Origin of the sequence: Nostoc sp. (assembly GCF_036918245.1) — a bacterium.
Classification (GTDB): Bacteria; Cyanobacteriota; Cyanobacteriia; order Cyanobacteriales; family Nostocaceae; genus Nostoc.
On the sequence record NZ_JBALEF010000043.1, the window covers coordinates 174,793 to 198,299 of the forward strand.

The following is a 23,507-nucleotide window of genomic DNA, read 5'->3' on the forward strand; positions in this document are numbered from 1 at the left end:
GGTATTTCCCCTCTGCCCTCTGCTCAAGAACAGCTTGTTTTAAGCTAGACAGGCGAGAAAATCTTGCTTGAGTTGAGCTGCATCAAGATTACGACCGATAAAAACTAGTTCGTTTTTGGGGGTTTCGCTGGGTTTCCAGGGGCGATCGGGTTTGCCATCGAATATCATGTGTACTCCTTGGAATACAAATCGATTATCTTCTCCAGCAATATTTAAAATGCCTTTCATCCGAAAAATATCTGGCCCTTGGGTACGCAGTAACTCCGAAAGCCAAGTGTTTAATTTTTCTCCATCGACTGCGCCTGCTTCTACTAAAGCTACAGAAAAGACAGTTTCATCGTGTACGTGGGCATCTTCGCCTAAGAAATCTGGATCAATTTCTAATGCGCGGTCTAAATCAAAGGCTTTTACACCTAATAAAGCATCCATTCCTAGTTCAGAATTTTGGGTACGGTAGATTTTTGCGATCGCATTCATCGCCCGAATCCGTTTTTCTAATTCATCTAACTCTTCTGGCGCTACCAAATCAGTTTTATTAAGTAAAATTACATCGGCAAAAGCTATCTGTTCTTGTGCTTCGTCGGCATCCCAGTGCTGCCAAATATGCTTGGCATCTACAACTGTCACCACTGCATCTAGAGATAGTTGGCTTTGCAAATCTTCATCAACAAAAAATGTCTGAATCACTGGTGCAGGATCGGCTAATCCAGTCGTTTCAATTACTAAATGGTCAAATTTATCGCGCCGCTTCATCAAGTTGCCAATAATGCGAATTAAATCGCCGCGCACTGTACAACAGATACAGCCATTGTTCATTTCAAATATTTCTTCATCTGTATCGATAATCAACTGATTATCAATACCCACTTCCCCAAATTCATTGACAATCACAGCAACTTTTTTGCCGTGTTCGTAGGTGAGGATGTGATTGAGTAGAGTCGTTTTACCTGCTCCCAAATAGCCTGTAAGAACAGTAACGGGAACTGAATTGTTGATTACGTCAGCCACCATACTCTAAATTCCTCTTGTCTCACCTTATGGATAATCATTATCGCCTATGATAAATCTTTTTATATTTTTGTGCGAACTTCCTGTTCTTTTGGGTTTCAGCAAAATCATCACATAATTTAATCAAGAAATATTTTATTTTTATGCATCTGTAATATGACGATTCTCATTTAAATAAGTAGGGGCGCACATCTGTGCGCCCCTAGAATGGGATCTATGTTCATCTCTGGTTATTATTTTTGAGATAACAAAAAATCTTGAATTACTTCTAAAACAACTGCTGGGTATTCTTCATGCAGCCCCAAAGAACCAGGAATAAAAACGCTTTTCACTCCTGGTAAGGCTACCAAAGCGTTCATTTCTTCTCGTGATTTCGGTGGGCTAGATTCCCCAATTACTACCATGAGCGGTACGCTTAAAGACTGCACAAGTTCCAAAAAATCTGATTGTTCGCGTACAGCATCAAGATTACCAGTTACAAAGGCAGCAGATGCAAATCGCGCTCCTGGTTGTTGAGTCGTGTGCCACTTCTTCTCGATGAAACTGGGTGTAATTTTAGCCGCGTCAGTAAAAACATGACGACGGTACATAAAACTTAAGAAAGATTGGGTAGTATTGAGTTTGTAGAGAGCTTGACCAAGTATAGGCGATCGCACTAATCCTCTCACCATACCAGCTATTTGCTGACTTGCCCCCATTGTCGGCAAAGGACCACGCCAAGTAGGAGCTAACAATACAATTTTTGAGAAAGCAGCCTGCTTCACAGCTAATTGTAAAACGTAACTAGCTGCATGACCAGCTGCGACTACAGTAATGGGAGTATCAAAAATAGCTTTGACAAAATCTTCCAGAAATTGCTGATATATTTCCGGTCGGTAATTCAAGCTAGGACGAGAAGATTCGCCAAATCCAGGCCAATCTATGGCTACAACCTGAAAATTGCAAGCTAATAACTTGGCAAGTTCGCCTATTTCCGAACGTGTCGAAACACTGCTGAAAGATGGTAGTAGCAATAGCGGTGAACCTTTACCGAGGGTTTCATAAACAACGCGCAATTGCTGATTTTCCCAATTCCAGAGATATTCTTGAACTACTCCACCAAAGCCAGTAGCAGCAGAGGTAGATAATAAATTTGTTGACATTAGACTAAATTTTGGTAGTTGTACCTTATTTGTCAGTTGTCCTTTGTCATTTGTCCTTTGCTAATGACCAATACTTCGGCTTTGCTCAGTACAAGTGACTAATGACCAAGTTTAGTTAGGTAAATCTAACTTACATTCCAATGCTTTTTTTTGCATGGTTTTGAAAATGTTGTAAAATCCATTAGCACGCGAAGGTGTCAGGCTAATATTTAAACCTGTTTCTTGAATAAAATCTGGAGTAAGTTGCAATATTTCTGTGGAAGTTAGTCCATTTAATCCTTCAATTAAAAGACCAACCATTCCTTTACTTATGAAGGCATCAGAATCAGCCCGGAATACCACCTTACCATCATTAAGTGAAGCGGTGATGTAAACTTGAGAAACGCAACCAGGAACTTTATTTTCCGGTACTTTGTCAGCTTCTGGGAAATCCTTCAGCTTGTTACCGTAGCCAATTAGCTGTTCAGTACGTCTTCTTTGGTCGGTTGACCGTTGAAAGCGCTCGACAATTTTAGCGAGCGCAGGTGGCAAAGAATCTAGAGTTGAGGACATAACAGAAGCTGCAAACGATCGGTCTTACCTTGAGTGTAAATTATCTTTAGAGCGATCGCGCCTCTGATTCTCTTGGCAGTCTGAAGCTAGCCATTATTGACTATAAGTTGTCAAATCCAGATGATGAATGCGATCGCATTCATCTTCAGTTAGGTTTTTAATGCGATTAATCACAAAAACTTAATTTTTTTATAAACAGGCTTTAACAGCAACTCTATACAATTTACGTTGTATAAGTATACACTTACAAAAATAGCTGCAAGTAGCTTTTAACTAAGCAGCTAGGCAATCGTCAACAATTAAAAATTAAAAATCAAGAAATAATTCTGACTTTTAATTTTTAATGTCTCTCCCTTGAGGATTAATTTGTAGTTTGTGCAGCTAGCATCTGCTTCAGCTTTTCTAATTCCGAAGCCCAACGAGGATCTGGACGAATAGCGTCTGAATCGGTGGTTGTAGTGCTGCTTTCACGAGAACCTCCGCCACCGCCGCCACGACGAGGCTTCTTAGAGCTTTTCTCACGACGGCTACCTTCTCTGTTGGGGCTAGGAGTCGGGGTACTATTACTAGCAAGAGTAACTGGTTTAGGAGCTTGCTCGTCGCCCTCTTCACCCTTTGTCCGAGGTAATGCCTTCTCTAGCTTAATGGGAGTATCTTTGAACATCTGACCATTATACTTTTCAATAATTTCGTCAGCTTGTTCATCATTGTTGACTGTAAGAAAACCGAAACCACGGCATTTGCCAGTTTTGCGGTCTTTAATTAATTTAGTAGTTACAGCATCACCTTCTGCTGCAAAAACGGCTTGCAGATCTTGACGATCTATTTCATCTTTAGGCAAATTACCTATATATAGGCGAACAGACATGAACTATACCTCCAGAGTTGAATGAACATGGCAAGGCAAGAAAACAATCACTTAGCTTTAGCTTTTAAATAGATGCTATTGACCAAGACTGCCATAAACCAATTTTTTTGCTCGAAACTGTCAACCTATACAACAATACAGTTTTTCGTCGGGATCAAGCTTATTTAATCCAAAGGCTCACACTATGGTGAGCTAATAACACCTTAATTCTAAGAATTGTAAATTTAATAGTCTATTGCCTGCTAAAGTACACGCTTTCTTTTATGCCCTTATTCGCAGAATCAAATACCATTCCTTACATTACCACGGTATTTTCTACGTAGCTAGTTTAGCGCATACATTTCCGACATTAGTATTACTGCATCGTAACATAAAACACATTTTTTTATTCAGGTGAGATAGTTTGAAACAAAAACCAGCCACTGGCTGGTTAATTTGCTGCTGTATTGGGAGGATAAAAAGGTATAGAGCGGGGAAAAAGCACCTAAATCCACAACTAAGCGGTGATGCTGAGTTATGTCGGTTGCTCTTGTTTGTGTAAATAAATGTAACACTTGTTAAGGAAACCTGCAACTTTTGTTTACATTCCGATTTGTCCTTTGTCCTTTGTCCTTTGCTAATGACTAATGACTAATGACTAATGGCTAATGACCAATGACTAACCAGTGAGAAAGACGTATGCGCCCCAAGCCTGTGCTGCAACAGCCAAAAAAGTAGACCAAATAGGATGAGGGCTATGAATGGTTTTACCACTTTGAGTTTCTAGGGTTTGGATATCAATCCAAGGTGTTGCTCCTCGCCGGAACCAACCTGTGACGATAATTTGCCGACCGATTAGATCCTGGTGATTGACTGACTGTCCTAGCCAAGAAATGTGATGTAATTTCACCAAACCCGTGCTGGATTGCAAGATTAAATCTTGCGCTAGGGTGTTACTAGTGCCTTGACGACCTAATAATTTACCCACAAGACGCACGCTGACGCTATCAATAGGTAAGGCAGAAGGGTCAGATAACAGATTGGGTAAGCTGTCATCAGTTTGCACGGTGGCAGGTTTAATATCGGGAAAGAAAGAATTAATCCGCATCACAGTACCAATGCTAAAGCCAATCAGAAGGCAGCCTGTAATGAAAGACCAATCTTCATATATCCACTTTAGATTTAAAAACTTGAGTGTGAATGCTAGTTGCCAGGTTAGCCAGACGAAAGCTGCAAACAGAACCCCTAGAGGAATTCCCAACCAGGGAGCGACTTGTAATAGAAAAGACTGACGCTTAACCTTTGATGGAACGCTTGCAAAATGTAGTTCGGTGTCTAGATGCCAGTGACGGGCTATTTGGCAGAGGCGTTCGAGGCGATCGCCCATTAAAGGATGGCTATTATTAATCGTAAACCATCGGCGATAGGGATTGGCAATATCCCACTTCAAAAAGGATTCAAAAGATAGATTACTGGCAATAGTGCCCAAAGACAAACTCTGTTGGTAGCTGATTGGTGTTAAAAGATTTAAGCTTTCCAGTTGCCAACTGGTGTGTTCTTGTTTTTGGATATCAGCAGCAATACCAATGGCGATTTTGAGTAAAGCGCGAATCAGGGCATTGGGATTACCAGTAATTTCAGCGGCGACGCGATCGCTATAATAAAGCCGCAATCGCGACAACCACAATGCAGTCCCAGTCAGCAAACACCAAACTCCATAAATTAGACTCGCCAAAATTGTCACTGGCCAGCGCCAAATTTTCGCTGATATTTTGTCTCCCAACTCCGACACTTGTTGATATAGCTTATGAGTTGGTAGTGTCACCAGCAGCAACAAAGACATTACAGCAAAATCCCAGTGAGCAATATGCCCTAGCTGCGTGGCGTAAATAATGGCGATTTCATCATCTGCCAACTGCTCTAATAAGCCTTGACTCACAACAATCCTGGCATTACGTGGTAAACTACCATAAGTCAGGATAATTGGTGCAGCCGTTGGTAAAATCCGCAGTTTGGGTAACGGCCAGTGCCGCTGTTGGCAACAACGTTGTAGCACCCGAACAGCTTCGCGGCTATGGGTATTCAATACATCTTTCGGAAATTCTCGCTGACCATACAAGTTCGCTAGTAGCAGATCCAGCAGCCAAGGTGATACTCCGATTAAAATCACCAATACTATTAGCAAAAGTTGAGTAGGGTCGCGGTATAAAAGCTGTATCGGCTCCAGATAAGGTAGTTTGACTAAAGTCTGGTTGATAAATCCCAATGCTAACTTGAGGATTTCTCGGATGACCCAAAACAGGGCGATGAATGTCCCGGCGGACAGTAGCCGCAGTGGAATTAATTTTGGTTTACGTAGTGGTTGCCATGCTCTGGCGCGTTGTGCTTGTCGCCAGTAAATAACACCAAATAATTTGGCTTGGGTGCGGGTAACGGAACCCATGAAGCCGTTTAGGGGTGCAGCCGATGGTGGTACCGGTGTCGCTAATGTAGCTTTGAGTCTAGCTAGTGGCACCATCGGCGGGATGTCGTCGCTTTTGGTTTCTATTACTTGATCGTTGTTCGGCTTTTCCTCTAATGTAGGAGTTTCCGGGGGAGTAACGGAGGTTGAATCTGGGGTTGAATCTGGGGTTGAATTCTCAAAAGCAACAAATCCAGTTTCGACTTTTTTTGATTCTTGATCGGATTTTTTACGTTTTGTCAGGTGTTCGAGAGCGCGTGTTGCCCACTCTTGAACTTGCGGATTGTTAATCTCAATCAGATTCTGGGAAATAGCGATCGCTTTGGGAACTTCGCCAGTGCGAGCATAAGCCATCACTAAACCAACCTGGGCTTGTAAGCTAGCAGTCCCATTATTTTGGCTGCTAGCAATAGGTTCTAGTTGAGCGATCGCTGTTTGGTAATTTCCTTGCTTGAGGGCAACTAAACCAGCCTCCAAAGACGGTTTGGTATGTGAAGGCATACAAATTCTGGCACTCCAATCTCTTCTAAATGATCCACGTTTGTGCGAAAGCGCGAACCTCGGATGCCGTGGAAATCAACCGCGCTCAAGTTTTGTTTGTCAAGTGAACGATAAAGATTGAATAAAGGCGTCAGTCGTCAGAATTCAGTTGGATCTCCTGTAAGAATAATTCTGAATTCTGAATTCTGGATTCTGTATTCTTCTTCACTCCTCCACTGGTTGTTGACTAGAAAATACTGGGGCGATCGCGCTTAATTTTAACTCTGGATGGTCGCCCAATAACTGTTGACAATTCCATTCATTACGGAATAGCAACACTGGCCGTCCCATACTGTCTTTAACTGTAGTGGTATTGAATATTCGTCCCACCTTTTCTAATGCTTCCCAACCACCCTCAACCCAACGGGCGACACTGTAGGGCAATAAATCTAATATGGTTTCTACACCATACTCATTTTGTAAGCGAAACTGCACTACCTCGAATTGCAACTGACCCACCGCCGCCAAAATTGGATCGCGCTTGGCTTCATCAGTTGAATACATAATTTGTACAGCACCTTCTTCTCGCAATTCCGCAACGCCTTTTTGGAATTGTTTAGACTTTGAGGGGTTGGGATTCCTCAAAGATGCAAACAGTTCCGGCGAAAAATACGGAATCCCCTCATATTCGAGCTTTTGTCCCGTGTAAATTGTATCTCCGATCGCAAAAACACCGGGATTATTCAAACCGATAACATCGCCAGGATAAGCCACATCAATCGATTCTCGCTCTTGAGCAAAAAGTTTTTGCGGGCGAGATAGACGGATAAGTTTACCAATGCGGGCGTGATTCACCATCATATCTTTTTCAAACTTACCAGTGCAGACCCGGATAAATGCGACGCGATCGCGGTGCTTCGGGTCCATATTCGCTTGCAGTTTGAAGACAAACCCCGAAAACTCCGGGTATGTAGGCGCAACTTCGCCAACACTGCTGACATGAGAACCGGGTTTGAGGGCATAGTCGAGGAAATATTTGAGGAATAACTCTACCCCGAAGTTAGTCATGGCGCTACCAAAGAACACAGGCGTCATTTTGCCTTCGTGTATCAACTGTAAATCTAGCTCTGGTCCAACTCCTTCTAACAGTTCTAGATCGTTTTTCAGTTGGTAGTACAGGTTTTGTTCTAGCTGTTCTTCTATTTTCGGATCGCCTAATTCTACTATCGTATCACGGGCTTCTCGGCTACCGTGGGCGCTGCGTTCAAATAGGTGTATTTGTTGCTTGTGTCGGTCAAAAACACCTTTAAAGCGATCGCCCATCCCAATCGGCCAGTTTACCGCATAGGTTTGCAATCCCAATTCTTGCTCAATTTCATCTAACAGTTCCAGAGGTTCCCTACCTGGGCGATCGAGTTTGTTGATAAATGTAAAAATTGGGATACCCCGCAACTTACACACTTCAAACAATTTACGGGTTTGGGGTTCCAAACCTTTTGCTGCATCAATCAGCATCACGGCATTATCCGCGGCGGCGAGGGTGCGATAAGTATCTTCACTGAAATCTTGGTGTCCAGGAGTGTCTAATAAATTAATTTGACAATTCCGGTATTCAAATTGCAACACTGTAGAGGTAATAGAAATACCCCGTTGTTGCTCCATCGCCATCCAGTCAGAAGTAGCCTTACGCTGTGCCCGTCGCGCTTTGACTGCCCCAGCTTCGTGAATTGCACCCCCATACAGGAGTAGCTTTTCAGTTAGTGTAGTTTTACCTGCATCCGGGTGAGATATAATCGCAAAGTTGCGGCGAAGTTCAACTGCTTGAATAAGTTCAGACTGAAGTTCAGTAGACATAAATGTATTTGTTTGTTAGCTAGCTTAATTTTTTTTGACTCTGGTAAGTCTTTTAATCTTAAGACAACGATGCTCATGATAGGGTCGTAGTATAACCAACAATCTGACTAAATAGGAGAAAGCAATGTACGACACAGACAAGCGAAAGCTTCTATCTGCCTTGTCTCATGGATCGATTTTTTTCAGCACAACATTGGTATCTGTAGGCATACCTATCGCCATACTGCTTGTATCTGACGATCCTGTTGTTAAAGAAAACGCCAAAGAATCTATCAATTTCCACTTTAATGTCTGGTTTTATGGTGCAATTCTGGGAGCGCTGTTTTTTATATTCGGCTGGTTAGTGTTACCTCTATTATTGTTGGGGCCACTAGCTGGTCTGGGATATCTATTACACTGGGGATTAACAATTTGGGCGCTGATCGGAGTTTTCAACAATCCTGATATACCCTTCCGTTATCCCTATATTTTCCGAGTTTTCTAACACAGATTTCTCAGGATTGGGCATTGAGCATTGGTAATTGCCAATATTTTGCCAACAGATGGTCTTATCATTTTGAATTTTGAATTGCTTCATAATGTTGTTTTTTTTCCAGTCCGTCGGATGGGTACAACCAAGCTGTAGAATACAAAATTGCCCTACAACTTGATTAAGAGTAGGGCAAAGGACAGTTAAGCACTGTTTGTAGTCTGTCTGACGGCAGGAAAATTTTAGCCTGCTTTTGTGACGCTTTGTTTTGTGTCCATTTGCGTTGTTTTTCTTCATAAAATTTTATGTTTCCTATACATCGCCCCCGTCGTCTTCGTACTCATCCTCAACTACGCCGGATGGTTCGTGAAACTGTTTTAACAACAAGCGATTTAATCTACCCACTATTTGCTGTACCAGGTGAGGGAATCGCTAATGAGGTGAAATCGATGCCTGGAGTCTACCAACTTTCGGTAGATAAAATTGTTGAAGAAGCAAAAGAAGTTTACGACTTAGGAATTCCTTCTATTATTCTATTTGGGATTCCGGCTGATAAAGATGTGGATGCCACTGGCGCTTGGCATGATTGCGGTATCGTCCAAAAAGCAGCGACGGCGGTAAAAGCAGCAGTGCCAGATTTGATTGTAATTGCTGATACTTGTTTGTGTGAGTACACAAGTCACGGTCATTGTGGTTATCTGCAAGTTGGTGATTTAACAGGACGAGTTTTAAATGACCCAACTCTGGAATTGTTGAAGAAAACAGCGGTTTCCCAAGCAAAAGCTGGTGCCGATATCATCGCGCCTTCGGGGATGATGGATGGGTTTGTGCAGGCAATTCGTCAGGGTTTGGATGAAGCAGGATTTCAAGATACGCCGATTTTGTCTTATGCTGCTAAGTATGCTTCGGGTTATTATGGTCCATTCCGGGATGCAGCAGACTCGACACCACAATTTGGGGACAGAAGAACTTACCAAATGGACCCAGGTAACGCCCGCGAAGCGATTAAAGAGATTGAATTAGATATCGCTGAAGGTGCTGATATCCTCATGGTTAAGCCAGCCTTGGCATACATGGATATTATATGGCGCGTCAAGGAAGCGAGTAACTTGCCAGTTGCGGCTTACAATGTTTCTGGTGAGTATGCGATGGTGAAAGCTGCGGCTCTCAATGGTTGGATTGATGAGGAGCGCGTGGTTTTGGAAACTTTAACTGGGTTTAAACGCGCTGGTGCAGACTTAATTTTGACTTATCATGCCAAAGATGCGGCGCGATGGTTAAAGTAGGCTAGGCTTATTGAATAATAATTTAGTGGGAAATCTCACGCAGACAGAAGTCTAAGCGCCGACTTCCGGCGCTCAGAACTTCGGTGAGTGCAAAGATGCAAAGTTGTGTTTTGGTGTTTGGGCGTGAGATTCTTTGTATTTTGGCTATTGCAATGCTTGTGGTTTTTGCTAGCCTACGCAAGTTCAATATAAGGCTAAAAAGACTTTTTCGGTTTACAGCAGTTTTCATGTATTTGAAAATAGCTGTAAGTAACTTCAAATAAAACACGAGGTAATCCTGACTGACGAATAATAGATCGCAAAGTACCGATGCGTAACTCTTCGTAATTAGGGACAGGAACAGTAATTGTTGAGTCTTCGGTTTGCATCTGCATAATAATGTGAATACCACACTGGCGCACTTGTACAAAGCCGTTCTCTTCCAGAATGCGGCAGACTTCTCTAGCAGAAAGAACACGAGGTTTACCCAATATTTACCTCTAAGCGTGTAACAAAAACTTCTGTGTGCAGCCTTTGCTGAATTTCAGAAGGATCTGCTGTCTCAAAGAATAATTCTAATGCCTCAATTAGGTTATTCCGTGCTTCTTCAATTGTGTCACCTTGGCTGGCAATATCGAGTTCGGGACAGAGGGATACATAGCCATCCCTTTCGCGCTCAATGATCGCAGTGAATTGTGTTGTTTGCTTCATTTTTGTCTTTAGTACAGTAGGTCTATGAATTTTGATAGTAACTGCGATGCTTGCGGTTTTTGCTAGCCTACGCAACTTTGGACAGTATATCGTCAAAAACCTTTCGAGTGGGTGTTCTGGGGATGCGATCGCTAGATTTTTGGATAATTCGATGACTTGTGTGTACACCGTAGCCTCCCGTTAGGAAGCGCGAGAACGAGAAAATCAAGGTTTGGCGAGGAAGTTTGTTGCAAAAACAGAAACCACGACCGTAAACTTTGACCGCACCCATAAAATAAACATAAAGTTTCAGCAATATCCCTGAGGACAATTAAATAATTTACTAATAAGCAGGATTGGTTCCGGCAGGAATAGGGCTGTCAATAATCACTGATTGAGGCTAAAAATGATGGGGAGTGCAAAATCTCAGTGGGTTTTCTGGTGCTTGCTACCAAAATTTACCCGCTACAGTTTAACTTTGTTGCTGAGTACGGTAATGCTTGCTGATGCTGTGGGGGCGACACCGAGAAACCGAGGGTTGCAGATAGCACAGCGGCCAGGAACCACTCAACAAAATGCCACTCGCGCTGCTGCAGAACGGGTTTATCAAGAGGGGATGCAGCTTTATAAACAAGGGACAGCAGAATCACTGCGACAGGCAATTGAGAAAGTTTAAATTGAATGCCAAAGATAAGTTTTTATCAGACTTATTCAGTCGAAAAGAACCACACACCGAACTAATCGCAAAAACCAAACAAGAAATTAAAAATATTATTCAAGAATCACAAAAAATTACCGACGAAATCCGCGCAGCTAACCCAGAACGTGCAGAATTGACTGATCCAAAAGACGTTCTGGAATTGTCAGGGATTCAACAACAACTAGATAAAGATACTCTAATGTTGCAATATTCCTTGGGTGAAAAACGTAGCTATCTATGGGTAGTCACTCCTAATTCTCTACAAAGCTATGAACTCCCCGGACAAGAAAAGATAGCTAAAGCAGCAAATTATTTCAAAAGCCTTTTACAGCAACAGCTAATTCAGGGAGCATCGGCAGAAGAGAATGCTGAAGCTGTTGCAGATGTAGGGAAAGCAGCAGACGCATTCAGTCAAATTATCCTCGAACCTGTAGCAGGAAAGTTGGGGAACAAACGTTTAGTAATCGTTGGTGATGGAATTTTGCATCAAGTCCCATTCGCAGCCTTAAACGAATCAAGAAAATCGTCAGCCAGCGCCTGATGATCTCCAACAGTCGGAAAAACCCTATGATAGCGATCGCGGTATCCCTGGAGGTATAGATAACCGTACCCCTATATTGAGTAGAAATTATCCGTGGTCAACTATCGGACGAGTACAAGGCACAGCAGCCGATGCCCAAAGCTATCATTGCACAGGCACACTGATTAGTTCTGATATAGTTTTGACCAACGCCCATTGTGTAATTGACTCTGAGACTCATCAACTTAGTAAAGAACTGTGGAAGGCGATCGCTCATAAAGCTCATAAAACCTCTAAAATCAAAATTGAATAGCTTTGATATAGTTATGGCAATCACTCGCTCTATGCTTGGAGCGGTTCGTTTAAAAAACCCAATCTCTAACTAGTGCGATCGCTCACTGTATTTGCGACAGCAGCACGATAAAATTCTAAAACCATAATCGTACTAAAAGGTCTAAATGGCAGAAACACTATTCTTCAACGCCTTACGGGAAGCCATCGATGAAGAAATGGCGCGTGATTCCAGCGTATTCGTTCTCGGTGAAGATGTTGGACATTACGGCGGTTCCTATAAAGTTACCAAAGACCTGTACCAAAAATATGGCGAACTCCGCATTCTAGATACCCCCATCGCTGAAAATAGCTTTACTGGGATGGCTGTGGGAGCCGCAATGACTGGGTTGCGTCCGATCATTGAAGGCATGAACATGGGCTTTTTACTGCTTGCCTTCAATCAAATATCCAACAACGCTGGGATGCTGCGCTATACTTCTGGCGGTAACTTTAAAATCCCGATGGTAATTCGCGGCCCTGGAGGTGTGGGACGGCAGCTAGGCGCAGAACATTCCCAGCGACTAGAAACTTACTTCCAAGCTGTGCCAGGGTTGAAGATTGTTGCCTGCTCCACACCAAGAAACGCTAAAGGACTGCTGAAATCCGCTATCCGCGATGATAATCCAGTGTTGTTCTTTGAACACGTTCTGCTTTACAACTTGAAAGAAGATTTACCAGAAGAAGAATACCTACTCCCCTTAGATAAAGCAGAAATTGTGCGTCCAGGAAAAGACGTAACAATTATTACTTACTCGCGGATGCGCCATCATGTAGTGCAAGCCGTAAAAACTCTTGAAAAACAAGGATACGATCCAGAAGTTATCGATTTAATATCTCTCAAACCATTAGATTTTGATACCATTGGCGCATCAATACGTAAAACCCATAAAGTCATTGTTGTGGAAGAATCGATGCGAACTGCGGGTATTGGAGCAGAAGTCATCGCCTCAATAAACGATCGCTTATTCGATGAATTGGATGCGCCAGTACTGCGACTTTCTTCCCAAGATATTCCCACACCTTACAACGGCAATCTGGAACGATTAACAATCATCCAACCAGAGCAAATAGTAGAAGCTGTGGAAAAAATGGTAGCGTTGCGAGTCTAGGGACTAAAGACTGACGAGGCAGAGGGGCAAAGGGGCAGAGGGGCAAGAGAAGAATAACAATGCCCAATGCCCCATCCCCAAACTCCCAACTCATAACTCCTCAAAAGAGCGCTATTATAGCGTTTGTCAGTTGCGAGTTATGGTATGCAAAGACAGCGATCGCTATTCATTTTGATTTTAGTCCTGATAATCGCCGCTATTACGGTGATTGCCACAATTCCGATACCTCTTGGGCTAGACTTGCGCGGAGGTTCACAGCTCACAATTCAGGTAAAACCATCAGCAGAAATTCCCAAAATCACCGACCGAGAATTGGAAGGTGTGAAAAAAGTTGTCGAAGGTCGGATTAATGGTCTGGGTGTTTCTGAGCCAGTAATCCAAACAGTCAGCTCAGATAAAATCTTGGTGCAACTACCAGGAGTCAACGATCCAGAGCAAGCTGAACGGGTGTTAGGGGGTACGGCGCAGTTAGAATTTCGTACCCAAAAACCGAATACAGAAACTCAACTACTTGCTTTTCAAGCATCAAGAGCCGAATTGAAATTCAAGCAAGAAGAGTTGCGCAAGAGTACCGACAAAGCGGCAATTGTCAAGAATCAAGAAAATTTACAGAAAAATAATCAAGCGATCGCAGAATTGTTTGAAAGCACCAATCCACCGCTAATTGGCAAATACCTCAAGGATGCCTATGGTGAACCCACTCAAGGTAACAACTGGAATGTTGCCATTCGCTTCGACGAAAAGGGTGGTGAACTGTTTGCCAATTTGACGAAAAATCTCGCTGGTACTGGGCGTAGTATTGGTGTTTTTCTAGACAATGAAGTTATTAGCGCTCCTACCGTGGGTATAGAATTTGCCGCCACTGGCATTACTGGTGGCTCTGCTGTGATTACAGGACGGTTTACCGCCCAACAAGCCAATGACTTAGGCGTGCAACTACGCGGTGGGGCATTACCTGTACCAGTAGAAATAGTTGAAAACCGTACCGTTGGGGCAAGTTTAGGTAAAGATAGTATTCAACGCAGTATTTACGCTGGTATTGGCGGATTGCTGTTAGTATTAATTTTCATGTTAGTTTACTACCGACTACCAGGGTTAATTGCCGACTTTTCTTTGATTATCTATGCGCTATTGACCTATGCCACCTTCGCATTGCTAGGCATTACATTAACTCTCCCCGGTATTGCTGGGTTTATCCTCAGTATCGGTATGGCAGTTGATGCTAACGTATTGATTTTTGAGCGCACCCGTGAAGAACTACGTGCTGGTAAAACTTTATATCGTTCTGTAGAGTCTGGATTCTACCGAGCTTGGTCTAGCATTTTAGATAGTCATGTCACATCATTAATTTCTTGTGCAGCACTGTTTTTCTTAGGAGCAGGTTTAGTTAAAGGCTTTGCTTTGACATTGGCGCTAGGGTTAGGGGTGAATTTGTTTACTGCCATTACTTGTAGTCGCACATTGCTGTTCCTAACATTGGGATTTCCCAACTTACGTAAGCCAGAGTTGTTTTGTCCCAATCTCTCAACGTCAATTAAGTCTGGTGCGGAGGTACAGTCATGAAATTTAGTGTCATCAAACGTCGGAGACTTTGGTGGACAATTTCTGCCACCCTGATGATCGTAAGCATCGTGGCGATGGTGATTTCTTGGCAACAACTAGGCGCACCACTACGTCCCAGTTTAGATTTTGTTGGTGGTACGCGACTACAATTTGAACGCGATTGTACACAAGCAAACAGCTGTACTCAACCGATTGAAATTTCTGATGTTAGGGAAGTAGTTGACACTCAGAAGCTAAATAATAGTAGCATCCAAGTTGTTGGTCAAAAACAACAGGGAATATCCATTCGCACAAAGACATTAAATGTCGAGCAACGCACCCAGTTGCAAACAGCTTTGAGTGAAAAAATTGGAGTCTTTAACCCGAAAGTAACTCAAATTGACACTGTTGGGCCAACACTTGGTCGTCAGCTATTTTCTCAAGGGTTATTAGCTCTGGTTGTCTCCTTTGCTGGGATCGTTATTTATTTAAGTGTGCGGTTCCAGGTGGACTATGCCGTAATCGCAATTCTTGCCTTGTTCCATGATGTTTTGATTACGCTGGGTGTTTTCTCCATCTTAGGATTAGTAGTAGGTATTGAAGTTGATAGCCTTTTCGTCGTTGCTATTTTGACTATTACTGGTTTCTCGGTGACAGATACCGTGGTCATCTACGATCGCATTCGGGAAATACTGAATCAACATCCTAACGATCGCATTGACAAAGTTGTTGATGATGCAACCAATCAAACTTTAACGCGATCGATTAATACCACGTTAACCGTTTTGCTAACATTATTTTCCCTATTCCTATTTGGCGGCGAAACCCTGAGAAACTTCGCCCTGGCCTTAATTATTGGATTTACAATGGGTGCATATTCAAGTATTTTCATCGCCAGTACTCTCCTTGCTTGGTGGCGAGAGCGCAGGGGTGAATCCCAGGTGGTAGAAAGTGCTGAGTCGATTGATACATCTCCCAGTTCTCAAGATAGTTAAACTTGTGTATATTTCACAATTGGGTGAAAGCATTTTGAATTGCTTACCCACGCCTTGCAATCTTATTCCCCTATGGATCAACCGGAAGAACGATTAAATACTGTCCCAGACTTTGATAAATCTGACCCATCGTTTGCTCAACAAGTACAAAGACTACATCAGCTAACAGTATATGGCAGGTGGCTGTTTGTCGGCTGTTTATGGCTGACCATTGCGCCTGTTTCCTTGTGGGGTCTACGTGCAGAAATTGCTCTGTGGCAACAATATTTTACCTGGGTGGCAGTGAGATTTGGATTGTTCTACCATCCACTGTCTACCTTTGGTCTAGCCTTTTGTCTGGGGATGACTGCTGCTGTTTTAGTTTGGCAAAGTCGGAATATTCTACTCGGACTACCACAGCAGGAAAAACAACGTTTAGAAAAACAAGTTTATCGGATACGTCAACAGGGAGCAACTCATCCTCTATGGAAGTGGATTTGTCATTAAATTTTCTTTCTCTACACGTACAGCAATTTATAGCAAAATATGACTTAACCCTACTAGACATCTGCTGAAAAAGAATGTAGAGACGTAGCACTGCTAAGTCTCTACAAGATTTCTGGATAATATATATTTAATTTCACCAAATGTCTGCTCAAAGATACTGCCAAAAGTGGATGCCATACATGAACCATCTTCAGATTAAATTTAGCGAACAGCTGCGCTGCGCCGGAGGCGAACGCAAGTCTGAAATTGACCTTTATCAACTCCAAGAACTGTTAAACGTTTCTGCTTTCTGGGCAAAGGGACGCAGTATTGAAGATTTAGGTATAGCCATTGCCAACAGTGAGCCAGTGATTTCTGTTTGCGATCGCGATCGGCTCATTGGCTTTGCCAGAGCAACATCTGATGGCATCTATCGCGCCACAATTTGGGATGTTGTGATTCATCCAGAGTATCAACATAATGGGTTGGGAAGCAATTTAGTAGAAACCGTTTTGAGACATCCCCGCATGAGGTCGGTTGAGCGCGTTTATCTGATGACTACTTACCAACAGGGTTTCTACGAAAAGATTGGTTTTCAACCCAACACTACCACTACGATGGTACTACATAATCGGGCTAACCATGCTTTCGTTGCTGCTACAGAAGTTCAGCTTCAGGAATCACCGAAACAGTTCCGAGCAATGAGTGCTGAGTGCTGAGTATAAGAACTGTTGTAGTAGGGTAGTCAAAAAGCAAGATTTGGTCTCTACTACTCAGGATTCAGGACTCAGCACTACTTACTAGAGGGATAGAGATTTGTAGTCTGGTAAGCTGCTGAAGTGGTTCCTTCACAGTGGTCGAGGGCAAGATCTCTAACTTTCCTCCCATAACTTCCAGCAGAGTCTGATTGATTAATAGCCTCATTCCTGGGGAAAGAGCAGTCTTCTTTTGGTCAATCTGGGTCAACCGATCTTCAATTTTGAGCAAATCAATCGGCTCGCTCCAGGATATAGCATGGGTTGGTAAATCCAGCCAAATATTTACAAAATTGTTTGTAGATAGGGTGCTACTGGAAATACAAATGCTGCCTTCCTCCATCTGAGTAATGGCAGTGTCTATTAAACTTATCAATACTTGGCGGAGCCAGAGGTGATCTGTCAAAACATAAATTTCTGAGTCGGCAGGTAATAACTGTAAGGGAAAATTGCGATTTGCCGCCAGCATATAAGTTAAGTCATGAACCTCCTCTAAAATTGAAGCTAAGGGTCTGGGCTGAATATCTAATTTATTGGTGCCGTGTTCAGCTCTAGCAACGTTGAGAATTTCATCCATTAGCTTCAGCAGTTTCAGTGTTCGCTCATGAGCTTGGGCAATAAATTCTCGCTCTTCAGCTGGATTTTCACACAAATCTGACAAAATTAATTGATGTAAGCCAATCAAACCATTAAAAGGCGATCGTAACTCATGGGTAGTCCGCGCCAAAAAACCAGCTTTAAACTGGCTCATCTCCCTTGCCATCAGGTATGCCAACTGCGTTTGCTGTAGCTGTTGCGATATTGATGGCATATCCTGTTCAGCTAATGGGGCTACTGGGGATGAGCTAGATGAAACATTTGACGATGCCTGCGGCGGGCGTAGCCATCGCCCAAATAACTGACGGAAAACCATACCTAGTACTATTCCTGCTCCTAGATATATCCAGTTGCTCCAATTCATATCTGGCAATTATTAATTTGCTAATTAACTACAACAGCGCAAACTAAAGTTTCAGATTTCTCTGTTGTTAAAACCACGAAAACAACATTATAGCTACCTAGATCTGGTTATCACTCGAAATATCTAACTTGATTGCACCTTGCCGCAATATCTGCCAATTTATCCCTGTCCATTTAGCAACCGTGGAAGGTATACCCATCCCTAGTATTTCAACCTGGCATTCTGTCGTTGCTAAAGTCAGAACCTGGGGAAACTGAACCTCAATTTCTGTCATTGTTTGCAAAGGCGCTTGACCAGAAAAATTGGCGCTAGTGGTGGCAAGAGGGCCTGTTTGCGCCAAAATAGTTTGAGCGATCGCACTGTTTGGAACTCGAATGCCTATTGTTGTGGGATCGATGGGATTCATAACTTTTGGTAGGCGTTCACTCGCTGGCAAAACTAATGTCAGCCCTCCTGGCCAATATTTATCTGCTACTTCTTGCCAAACTTTATACTCGTTCTCACTACCTTTGACATACGGCCACAAATCTTCAGCACTAGCCGCCATCAAAATCAAAGGTTTGTCTTGACTGCGTTGTTTCGCCGCAAAAATTAATGCTGCTTTTTCTGGTATCGCTGCAAGTGCCGGAACAGTATCCGTAGGAAAGCTCACCAAAAGACCAGCGCGTGCGCCACTAATTAGATTTGTTAGAGAAACTTGGGTCATGTTTACAAAGTTAGGAGTTAGAAGTTAGGAGTAAGGAATTTCATAACTCATAACTCATAACTCATAACTCCTAACTTTTATAGGCCAGGGCAAAGCGTTCAATTCCAGCTAAATCAGCGTGAATTTGAATCTTACAATAGCTACCTTGATTTTGCAAAAGTTCTCGCACCGCATCCGCCTGTCCTGTCATCATCTCAATCAGCCACACGCCGCCTGATTGCAAATAACTGGGGGAGATTTCGATCAAATGGCGAATGCAATCTAAGCCATCAGTGCCACCATCCAAAGCTAGATGTGGTTCGTGGTTAACTACTTCTGGTTGCAAAGTAGGTAAAGTGCTGGTGGGTATGTAAGGGGGGTTCGACACCAAACCACTGAACTGACCTTTTAAGAATCTCAGTGGCTCCCACCAGGAACCTTGATAAAATTGAATCCGGTCAGCAAGACCCAAATTATCAGCGTTGGATCGAGCGATCGCTAGAGCTTCTAAACTGTAATCAACTGCATGAATTGTTGCTTTTGGCAAGACATCTGCTAATCCCAGTGCGATCGCTCCACTTCCAGTACCCAAATCTGCCCAGTGTCCTGAAACATTGCTAGCAGATGCTTCAGCTAAATCGATTAAACACTCTGTCTCTGGTCTAGGAATCAAAACCGCACTTGACACCGCAATTTGAAACTGACGCCAAGTTGTAACTCCGGCAATATACTGCACTGGTAAGCGGTCATTTAATCGCCTCTGCCACAGTTGGTCTAACTCTTCTAGCGGTAATTGCAGTTGAATTTGCGGCCAGTTTTTAAAAGACTCCAAACGCAGTGCCAAGCGGTCTAATCCAGCAACTTCCAGGAGCAGCCAATCTACCTCCATTGGTGGGACATCAGTGGCTCCTGCTGCTTTCAGAGCTGCATTTCGCCACTGCCAAAGTTGTAAACCAGAGACTATCAGATGTTTCTCCCCCATACCTCAACCTTGGAGCGCATATCCGTTATTTTTTCGGAGCGGGGGCAGCAGCTGGCTTGGCCGCTGGTGATTGATTTGGCGCCAGGGAGCGAATAAAATTGATCGACTCCCGTGATGGATACAGAACAATTTTATTGATACTAGGATCGCTGCTGCTATTGAGAGCTTCCATAACACCGTACAAATCCACCACCTGAATTTCAGTATTGGCTGCTTCCTTTGGCACGGCTTTTTTGAATTCCTCTAACAGAGCCACTGCTTGTTCTTTCTCAAAAAAGAAAGGGATGTATCGTTCATTACCTTTAGCAAGAGGAATAGTCAGATAGCTATTATCTTTCTTAAATTTAGGTACAAATAAGGGAATACCATTGAATTGCTCTACCTTTTTACCATTTTGATTGAGCATACTTGTTGCCGAGGCTACCTGCTGTTGCGTCGGCACTAAAGTATAAATCACGGAATCTGATTTCTTTTTGCTTTCTTGGACTATTTTATAGTAGTCTGCCAAAGACAAAGGTCTAACCTGTAGAGTGCCCGCCAACTGGGGATTTTCTTTTTTGAGTCGATTGTCAAGGAATTTTTGAGCATCTTGCTTGCTAATAAAAAATCCCACTTGTGACACCGGCTTGGATGCGTTGTTTCTTGAAAGAACTACAAATTCGCCTTTAGGATTGGTAAGCGTGAATACAGGTACTTCTTGGAGCTTTTTCACGACCTGATCTTGTGGCAATGCGATCGCCTCTAGATTGCCTAGTCCTGGCATATTGCCTATTCCTGAAAGCCCTGTTAAAAATACACTGCCAGCTATACCCAATGTCGCACCTAAGCGAATAAATGATTTCATGACTGCTCCTCGCATCAATAGTCCAATTAAATTAAACAAATGGTTGGATTTGCACAGCACCAACTAGCTTTAGTTATATAGCAATTCATTTTAGTTTTGAAAAATTCATTGTGCACGTTGAAGTTGAGTGTTAAGCCTCAACGGTCAAAATCCAATGTTCCCTAACTATTTAGAGTTGCTATAGTATCGTTTTCCCAAATTGGCTGTGCTAACGTTGTGTTTTTCCAGGTTTCTCTTCGCTATTTACCGCGAAATGCCGTAGATGCCTATTATATGTCTTCTCAAACAGCAAAAAGTCTCTCGCTCTCTCCAACCTTGGAGATGATAAATGCTATTTTATCGGCTTTTTCTAATATTGGTTGACGCTATTACTTAATCAATCGTTCCATCTGCGATTGGTTTAATATCTTCTCAAATATATATAAAGCTCAGTGTCAAAAATCACCTTACTACTTAATGACGAAATTTGCCTGTTAGGCTTCAACAGCAGAACAGCCTAATTGGTATTCTCCGTAAAAATATCCAATTAAATTGCAGATTTAGCAAAGGAAACCTAGCTAATTACCTTGACTGTTAACTATATTAATTAAATCGGGATGACAGGATTTGAACCTGCGGCATCCTGCTCCCAAAGCAGGCGCGCTACCAAGCTGCGCTACATCCCGTTATACTTAATCTACTTTTTTGGGTTTGCTTTTAGTTTCCCATCAAAGCGATCGCGCTTTCACAAAAGCGTTAAGGCAATCATATCACATAACACCGCTCATGCCTAATATATTTATATCTTCTGCAAATACTAGCTAGATTAGATATCTAGATTAGATATTTAGACTGATAAAGGTTTGTCTGCCGACTTAGTTTTACAAGAGATATTACTTGTGCGTTCGTCGGCTAAACCTTGTCAAACCAAATTAAAACAATAGATTTGTACTACTATACCTGATTTTATTGTGCGAATCGGGTTTTATTTGGGTTGAGCATTAGTGAGGATACCAGAACATGCCTTTGATGCCTTCTGGATCAGCCATAAACCCCATAGTTCGGTAGAAATCTACAACGTGGGGGTCAGCGAAAAGAGTGACATTACTAATTTCTTCACTCCTAAGTTTTTTGAGAACGTATTTCATCAGCGCCTTGCCCAGTCCTTGACTTTGAAAGTCTGGGTGAACCACTACATCCCAGATAGTGGCATTAAACGCGTGATCTGAGGTAGCACGGGCAAAACCAATGAGCCGCTTTTGGTTTCCTCTCACTTGCCACATTGAGGCAACGAGAAAACTATGCTCAATAGCTTTTTTTACTTTTCTTAAAGGACGACGCGACCAACCAACTGCATCACAGAGTTCTTCTAGTTCATATAGGTCAATATCTCGTTCCGTGCTAAAGACGATCCGAGCCTCCTTTGAAGCAGCTTCGCTAATACTACTGGGGCTATTGCCCGCAGTTTCTGCTGTATGCTCTTCAAAGAGGTTTGTCCTAGTTGTCCCTACAGATTCAGGAGTACTAAACCAAGTTTTCCAAAAACCCATGCCAACGCGGTTCGGGTAGTATAACTGAATTGGTTTCCACTCTCAGGAGTGTTGATTCACTTTTAACATCGCTACCCCCATTTACTACCCTTTACACTCAAAGTTTTTCGGTTGTTTTCGGGATTTGCAATGGTAACAGCCAGTTAGAGCGTGTTTCACACCAATCATTTTCAACTTTAGCATTTTGTTGTAAAGGCTAGGAGAAATTCACCAAAAGGGTAAAGATATAAACAATTAAAAATTAAAAATTAAAAATTCATAATGGAAAAACCTAATCCTGGCAATTGCTCGTATAGAGCTTAAATGCAAGTTAGCTTAGGAGTGAATTGTATACACAGGATTGGGCATTGGGAATTGGGAATTGGACATTGGGTATCGAGAACACTCTTTTGTTGTCCCCTTGTCCTCCCAGTCCTCAATCTCCAGTCCCCAGTCCCAAACACCCAGCCCCCAGATGACGAAAGCAAGCGAGTTTTACCCTTAACAATGGCTTCTGGTTTAAAATCTTCGACACTGGAACTCCTAAAGCGCTTTAACCGAGCGTTTCCCCAGTTTTATGAGCAATTCGTCAGTAGTGAAATTCAACTGCAAAATTTGCGGCTAGCCTACCGTCTCTATAAAACTAGACGCGCTGTTATTGAACTGAAACCGGAAGGTAGCAAAAGTGCCCTGCATTTTGCTTACCGCAACCAGTCTTTTCTCCTCAGCGATATTTTTGGTGTACTAGCAGCTTATGGATTAACTATCCACGGTCTAAGTCTATACGGTCAGATCCGTCCGCCAATGTTAGTTTTTATCAAACTGTTGGTATCTCGTGGTAGTAAAGCCTTGACGGAGAAAACCGCAGAAAATGTCTGTCGCGCCATTCGCGAGGCTTTAGGAGGTCGGTTTGAGGTAGAAGAGATGCTGGCAGTAGAATTTAATCTTGACACTGGCTTAGAGCAGGTACAAACTGAGTTCTATGTCGATCCGGTCTTTCATCTCCCTGCTCTAGTGATTGAAGCTGATAATCAACCAGGATTATTCTACAAAGTGATGTACGCTATCTGGCAAGAAGACCTTTTGGTAGTCAATGCCAATTTACTGGTTTGGCGCGGACGTACACGGCTAATTCTCTACTTGTTAGGGCCGAATGAAAGCCTCATTCCTGAATATCTGGGTCACAAAATTGCTGAAGGAGTGCGACAAAGGTTGCTGGGTAAATAAAAAAGTGAAAAGTGAGGAGCTATAAGTTATGAGTTAAAAATTCCTCACTCTTAACTTCTAACTCTTTCCACTTTAGTATTTAGTCGCACCCGTCCTTAAGGGTACGATATAAG

The 23,507-nt window shown here is 42.7% G+C and carries 24 protein-coding genes and 1 tRNA gene; 11 read left to right on the forward strand and 14 right to left on the reverse strand.

Annotated features, from left to right (window positions below):
- Window positions 1–39 precede the first annotated feature (39 nt).
- The 6 genes from V7L12_RS10645 to prfC all read right to left on the reverse strand — a co-directional run bounded on the left by V7L12_RS10645 (window position 40) and on the right by prfC (window position 8,344).
- Window positions 40–1,011: a CobW family GTP-binding protein gene (locus tag V7L12_RS10645; protein ID WP_335084281.1), complete on the reverse strand. Its 972-nt coding sequence runs from the start codon at window positions 1,009–1,011 to the stop codon at window positions 40–42.
- A gap of 230 nt (window positions 1,012–1,241) precedes the next feature.
- Entirely contained in the window at window positions 1,242–2,150 is a 909-nt protein-coding gene (locus V7L12_RS10650) for an alpha/beta fold hydrolase (RefSeq protein ID WP_335084282.1), read from the reverse strand.
- A 111-nt stretch (window positions 2,151–2,261) separates the two neighbouring features.
- Entirely contained in the window at window positions 2,262–2,702 is a 441-nt protein-coding gene (locus V7L12_RS10655; protein WP_335084283.1) for a SufE family protein, read from the reverse strand.
- A 361-nt stretch (window positions 2,703–3,063) separates the two neighbouring features.
- Window positions 3,064–3,570, reverse strand: a complete 507-nt coding sequence (locus V7L12_RS10660; protein ID WP_322727003.1) for an RNA recognition motif domain-containing protein — start codon at window positions 3,568–3,570, stop codon at window positions 3,064–3,066.
- A 658-nt stretch (window positions 3,571–4,228) separates the two neighbouring features.
- The gene (locus V7L12_RS10665) at window positions 4,229–6,511 is read right to left on the reverse strand and encodes a M48 family metalloprotease (RefSeq protein ID WP_335084284.1); all 2,283 of its coding nucleotides are present in this window, start codon (window positions 6,509–6,511) and stop codon (window positions 4,229–4,231) included.
- 204 nt (window positions 6,512–6,715) lie between these two features.
- Complete coding sequence (gene prfC, locus V7L12_RS10670) at window positions 6,716–8,344, reverse strand: peptide chain release factor 3 (RefSeq protein ID WP_335084285.1); 1,629 nt, start codon at window positions 8,342–8,344, stop codon at window positions 6,716–6,718.
- Between the two features lie 124 nt (window positions 8,345–8,468).
- Here prfC and V7L12_RS10675 point away from each other — a divergent pair, with 124 nt between their 5' ends.
- Both V7L12_RS10675 and hemB read left to right on the forward strand, forming a co-directional pair.
- Window positions 8,469–8,828, forward strand: a complete 360-nt coding sequence (locus tag V7L12_RS10675) for a DUF4870 domain-containing protein (protein WP_335084286.1) — start codon at window positions 8,469–8,471, stop codon at window positions 8,826–8,828.
- Between the two features lie 290 nt (window positions 8,829–9,118).
- The gene (hemB, locus tag V7L12_RS10680; protein ID WP_335084287.1) at window positions 9,119–10,099 is read left to right on the forward strand and encodes a porphobilinogen synthase; all 981 of its coding nucleotides are present in this window, start codon (window positions 9,119–9,121) and stop codon (window positions 10,097–10,099) included.
- 194 nt (window positions 10,100–10,293) lie between these two features.
- On the opposite strand, the gene V7L12_RS10685 is transcribed toward hemB, so the two are convergent.
- Window positions 10,294–10,569 carry a type II toxin-antitoxin system HicA family toxin gene (locus V7L12_RS10685; RefSeq protein ID WP_335084288.1) on the reverse strand — a complete coding sequence of 92 codons (276 nt, stop codon included), beginning with the start codon at window positions 10,567–10,569 and terminating at the stop codon, window positions 10,294–10,296.
- Complete coding sequence (locus V7L12_RS10690) at window positions 10,562–10,957, reverse strand: type II toxin-antitoxin system HicB family antitoxin (protein ID WP_335084289.1); 396 nt, start codon at window positions 10,955–10,957, stop codon at window positions 10,562–10,564. The genes V7L12_RS10685 and V7L12_RS10690 overlap by 8 nt, the downstream gene beginning before the upstream one ends.
- A gap of 217 nt (window positions 10,958–11,174) precedes the next feature.
- Between V7L12_RS10690 and V7L12_RS10695 the strand changes: the two genes are divergently transcribed.
- The 8 genes from V7L12_RS10695 (at window position 11,175) to V7L12_RS10730 (ending at window position 17,151) form a co-directional block, all read left to right on the forward strand.
- On the forward strand, window positions 11,175–11,444 hold the full coding sequence (locus V7L12_RS10695) for a hypothetical protein (RefSeq protein WP_335084290.1): 270 nt from the start codon (window positions 11,175–11,177) through the stop codon (window positions 11,442–11,444).
- Between the two features lies 1 nt (window position 11,445).
- Window positions 11,446–12,009 (forward strand): hypothetical protein, encoded by a 564-nt coding sequence (locus V7L12_RS10700; RefSeq protein ID WP_335084291.1) that lies wholly within the window; start codon window positions 11,446–11,448, stop codon window positions 12,007–12,009.
- Between the two features lie 76 nt (window positions 12,010–12,085).
- Entirely contained in the window at window positions 12,086–12,301 is a 216-nt protein-coding gene (locus tag V7L12_RS10705) for a trypsin-like serine peptidase (protein ID WP_335084292.1), read from the forward strand.
- A 145-nt stretch (window positions 12,302–12,446) separates the two neighbouring features.
- Complete coding sequence (locus tag V7L12_RS10710; RefSeq protein ID WP_292776035.1) at window positions 12,447–13,430, forward strand: alpha-ketoacid dehydrogenase subunit beta; 984 nt, start codon at window positions 12,447–12,449, stop codon at window positions 13,428–13,430.
- Between the two features lie 144 nt (window positions 13,431–13,574).
- Window positions 13,575–14,993 (forward strand): protein translocase subunit SecD, encoded by a 1,419-nt coding sequence (gene secD / locus V7L12_RS10715; RefSeq protein WP_104907539.1) that lies wholly within the window; start codon window positions 13,575–13,577, stop codon window positions 14,991–14,993.
- Window positions 14,990–15,967, forward strand: a complete 978-nt coding sequence (secF, locus tag V7L12_RS10720) for a protein translocase subunit SecF (RefSeq protein ID WP_335084293.1) — start codon at window positions 14,990–14,992, stop codon at window positions 15,965–15,967. The genes secD and secF overlap by 4 nt, the downstream gene beginning before the upstream one ends.
- A 72-nt stretch (window positions 15,968–16,039) precedes the next feature.
- Complete coding sequence (locus V7L12_RS10725; RefSeq protein ID WP_335084294.1) at window positions 16,040–16,453, forward strand: hypothetical protein; 414 nt, start codon at window positions 16,040–16,042, stop codon at window positions 16,451–16,453.
- A gap of 179 nt (window positions 16,454–16,632) precedes the next feature.
- A complete protein-coding gene (locus V7L12_RS10730) occupies window positions 16,633–17,151 on the forward strand; it encodes a GNAT family N-acetyltransferase (RefSeq protein WP_335084295.1) in 519 nt (172 codons plus the stop codon).
- A gap of 61 nt (window positions 17,152–17,212) precedes the next feature.
- On the opposite strand, the gene V7L12_RS10735 is transcribed toward V7L12_RS10730, so the two are convergent.
- From V7L12_RS10735 to V7L12_RS10760, 6 genes are all read right to left on the reverse strand, one after another.
- Window positions 17,213–18,148: a sensor histidine kinase gene (locus tag V7L12_RS10735; protein WP_335084296.1), complete on the reverse strand. Its 936-nt coding sequence runs from the start codon at window positions 18,146–18,148 to the stop codon at window positions 17,213–17,215.
- A gap of 97 nt (window positions 18,149–18,245) precedes the next feature.
- On the reverse strand, window positions 18,246–18,854 hold the full coding sequence (locus tag V7L12_RS10740; protein WP_335084297.1) for an L-threonylcarbamoyladenylate synthase: 609 nt from the start codon (window positions 18,852–18,854) through the stop codon (window positions 18,246–18,248).
- Between the two features lie 70 nt (window positions 18,855–18,924).
- Entirely contained in the window at window positions 18,925–19,815 is an 891-nt protein-coding gene (gene prmC / locus V7L12_RS10745) for a peptide chain release factor N(5)-glutamine methyltransferase (RefSeq protein ID WP_335084298.1), read from the reverse strand.
- Window positions 19,816–19,840: 25 nt separating this feature from the next.
- The gene (locus V7L12_RS10750) at window positions 19,841–20,659 is read right to left on the reverse strand and encodes a Tic22 family protein (protein ID WP_335084299.1); all 819 of its coding nucleotides are present in this window, start codon (window positions 20,657–20,659) and stop codon (window positions 19,841–19,843) included.
- A gap of 591 nt (window positions 20,660–21,250) precedes the next feature.
- Window positions 21,251–21,324, reverse strand: a tRNA-Pro gene (locus V7L12_RS10755).
- A 315-nt stretch (window positions 21,325–21,639) separates the two neighbouring features.
- A complete protein-coding gene (locus V7L12_RS10760) occupies window positions 21,640–22,188 on the reverse strand; it encodes a GNAT family N-acetyltransferase (protein ID WP_335084300.1) in 549 nt (182 codons plus the stop codon).
- Window positions 22,189–22,674: 486 nt separating this feature from the next.
- Here V7L12_RS10760 and V7L12_RS10765 point away from each other — a divergent pair, with 486 nt between their 5' ends.
- On the forward strand, window positions 22,675–23,394 hold the full coding sequence (locus tag V7L12_RS10765) for a hypothetical protein (protein WP_012410214.1): 720 nt from the start codon (window positions 22,675–22,677) through the stop codon (window positions 23,392–23,394).
- Window positions 23,395–23,507 lie beyond the last annotated feature (113 nt).